Raw genomic sequence first — 3117 nt, 5'->3', positions numbered from 1 at the left:
TCGGGGTCGAGGCGGGCGGGGCGGTGCTCCTCGGCGACTCGGTGACCGATGTCGCGGCGGCCCGGGCCGCCGGCGTCGCCGCGGTGGCCCTCGTGCTGCGTCCGGCGAAGCAGGCGGTGCTCGCGGCGGCCGGGCCGGACGGTCTGGTGGACTCCCTGGGACAGCTCGCGCACGTGTGGGACGGGGCCGACCCGGTGCGCTGAGGCCGGGCTCGGGTCCAGGGCGGGTCGCTGCTACCGTGCAGGGGGGACGTCGACGACGTCCCTGATCCGAGCAACGGGATCGTGACCGCGTCGCCGCGGGCGAGACCCAGGCTCCGCCGACCCGGGACGTCCCGGCCGCGCGGCTGGCCTGGGTCTCTTTCGTTTTCGGCGCCGGGCACGGCCGAGGGAGGCCAGCCATGACCAGCACCGCAGCCCCGTTCCCCGAGGGCTTCCTGTGGGGCGGCGCGACCGCCGCGAACCAGGTCGAGGGCGCCTTCGCCGAGGGCGGCAAGGGCCTGTCGATCCAGGACGTCATGCCGCACGGCCTCATGTCGCCGCCCACCGACGGGCCGACCGACGACAACCTCAAGCAGGTGGCGATCGACTTCTACCACCGGTACGCGCAGGACATCGCGCTGTTCGCCGAGATGGGGTTCCGCACGTTCCGGTTCTCCATCGCCTGGAGCCGCATCTTCCCGCTCGGCGACGAGGCCGAGCCCAACGAGGAGGGCCTGGCGTTCTACGACCGGGTGCTCGACCAGTGCGAGAAGCACGGCATCGAGCCGCTGGTGACGATCTCCCACTACGAGACCCCGCTGCACCTGGCCCGGACGTACGACGGCTGGGTGAACCGTGAGCTCATCGGCTTCTACGAGCGGTACGTGCGGGTGCTCTTCGGCCGGTACGGGCACCGGGTGCGCTACTGGCTCACGTTCAACGAGATCAACTCGGTGCTGCACGCCCCGTTCATGTCGGGGGCCATCGCCACGCCCAAGGAGCAGCTCACGGCGTCCGACCTCTACCAGGCGGTGCACCACGAGCTGGTGGCCAGCGCGCTGGCGACCAAGGTGGCGCGCGAGCTGGCGCCGTCGGCCCGGATCGGCTGCATGGTGCTGGCGATGCCCGTCTACCCGCTCACACCGGACCCGGACGATGTGCTCGCCGCCCTGCAGACCGACCGCACCAACCTGGCGTTCGGCGACATCCACGTGCGTGGCGAGTACCCGGGCTACTACCTGCGGCACCTGCGCGAGGCCGGCGTGGAGCTGACGATCACCGACGAGGACCGTGCGCTGCTGGCCGAGCACACCGTCGACTTCGTCTCGTTCAGCTACTACGTGAGCGTGTGCGAGACCGCTGATGCGAGCGCACGCACCACGGGGGCGGGGAACATCTTCCCGGGCGTGCCGAACCCGCACCTGCAGGCCTCGGCGTGGGGCTGGCAGATCGACCCGGTGGGGCTGCGCATCGTGCTCAACCAGTTCTGGGACCGGTGGCGCAAGCCGCTGTTCATCGTCGAGAACGGGCTGGGTGCCAAGGACGAGCTGGTCGAGGTCGACGGGGTGCCGACCGTGCTCGACGACGACCGGATCTCCTACCTCAACGACCACCTCGTGCAGGTGGCCGAGGCGCTCGCGGACGGTGTCGACGTCATGGGCTACACCCCGTGGGGCTGCATCGACCTGGTGAGCGCGAGCACCGCCCAGCTGAGCAAGCGGTACGGGTTCGTCTACGTCGACCGGGACGACGACGGGTCGGGCACGCTCGCCCGGTACCGCAAGAAGTCGTTCGGCTGGTACCAGGAGGTGATCGCGAGCCGCGGCGCGAGCCTGCGGCGCTGACCGCCGTCGGGCCTGCCGGGGCGCCGCCCGTCGGGGCTGAACTGGTCAGACGTGCTCGGAGACCAGCACGGCGGTGGTCGCCGGCACCAGGGCGCGGAACACGTGGGGCTGGTCCCCGGGGTAGGTGCAGTAGTCGCCCGGGGCCAGCTCCACGGGGTCGTCGGCGGGCCCGACGAGCGCCCGGCCGGCGGACAGCACGACGTGCTCGACGACACCCGGCAGGTGCGGGGCGGAGTCGCGCTGGCTGCCCGGTTCGGCGGCGATGAGGTAGAGGTCGCGGCGGGCGTTCGGCGGGCAGGTCGACAGCAGGGTCGCGACGTAGTCGGCGTCGCGGGCGGTGAGTGCGACGCCCTCGCCCGCGCGGATGACGCGCACGGTGGGCCGGGGCGGGTCGACGAGGTGCGAGAACGGCACGCCGAGTGCGTTGCCGAGCGCCCAGAGCGTCTCGATGGACGGGTTGCCCGCGCCCTGCTCGAGCTGGGACAGGGTGGACTTGGCGACCCCGGCGCGGCGGGCGACCTCGGTGAGTGAGAGGCCGGTGCGCTGCCGTTCGCGGCGCAGCGCTGCGGCGATGGTGGCGAGCGGGGCGCCGGCGTGGTCGGCCACGGGGTCGGGCATTCGTTCGCTCCAGCGGTCGAGTCGTTCTGCTTGACGAACATCGTAGGGGTGTTCACTATTACGTGCCATGCGTTCGACATGGCGAACACTCGGGCCTGCGACCCGGCGGGACATCGCCCTGCTCTGCCTGGCCGACGGGCTCGTCGGGCTCTCCTTCGGGGCGCTGAGCGCCGGGGCCGGGCTGCCGTGGTGGTTCGCCCCGCTCAGCTCCGTCGTCGTGTTCGCCGGGGCGTCGCAGTTCCTGCTGCTGGGCGCCCTGACGTCCGGGGGTGTGGTGGCCGGGGTGGCCGCCGCCGTGCTGGTGAACCTGCGGCTCACACCGTTCGCGCTCACCGTCGCCGACCTGCTGGGACCGGGGTTCGGCCGGCGGCTGGCCGGCGCCCACCTGGTGACCGACGAGACCGTGGCGATGGCGCTCGCCCAGCCCGACCGGACCCGGCGCCGGGCGACCTTCTGGGCCTGCGGGCTCGCGCTGTTCGCCGCGTGGAACCTCGGCGTGGCGGTCGGCGCGCTCACCGGCGCCCAGATCGGTGACACCCGGGCGCTCGGGCTGGACGCGGCCTTCCCGGCCGTCCTCGTGGCCCTCGTCATGCCCGCGCTGCGTGACCCGGGCACCCGGCGGGCGGCCCTGCTCGGCGCGGTCGTCGCCGTCGGTGCCTCCCTCGTGCTGCCGG

Annotated in this window: 4 protein-coding genes; 3 read left to right on the top strand and 1 reads right to left on the bottom strand. The window is 73.1% G+C overall.

Features of this window, described 5'->3' with window-relative positions; all coding sequences use genetic code 11:
- On the top strand, positions 1–203 hold a 203-nt coding region (locus F2B26_RS15400; protein WP_328698693.1), incomplete at its 5' end, for an HAD hydrolase-like protein.
- 197 nt (positions 204–400) lie between these two features.
- Complete coding sequence (locus F2B26_RS15395; protein ID WP_159810860.1) at positions 401–1825, top strand: glycoside hydrolase family 1 protein; 1425 nt, start codon at positions 401–403, stop codon at positions 1823–1825.
- A gap of 45 nt (positions 1826–1870) precedes the next feature.
- Here the strand turns inward: F2B26_RS15395 and F2B26_RS15390 are convergent, their stop codons facing one another.
- Entirely contained in the window at positions 1871–2443 is a 573-nt protein-coding gene (locus F2B26_RS15390; RefSeq protein WP_159810858.1) for a helix-turn-helix domain-containing protein, read from the bottom strand.
- Positions 2444–2510: 67 nt separating this feature from the next.
- Here F2B26_RS15390 and F2B26_RS15385 point away from each other — a divergent pair.
- The coding region (locus F2B26_RS15385) for an AzlC family ABC transporter permease (RefSeq protein ID WP_159810856.1) at positions 2511–3117 on the top strand (607 nt) is incomplete at its 3' end.

Source organism: Cellulomonas citrea, from assembly GCF_009829685.1.
Classification (GTDB): Bacteria; Actinomycetota; Actinomycetes; order Actinomycetales; family Cellulomonadaceae; genus Cellulomonas; species Cellulomonas citrea.
This window is presented reverse-complemented; position numbering and strand designations above follow the sequence as displayed.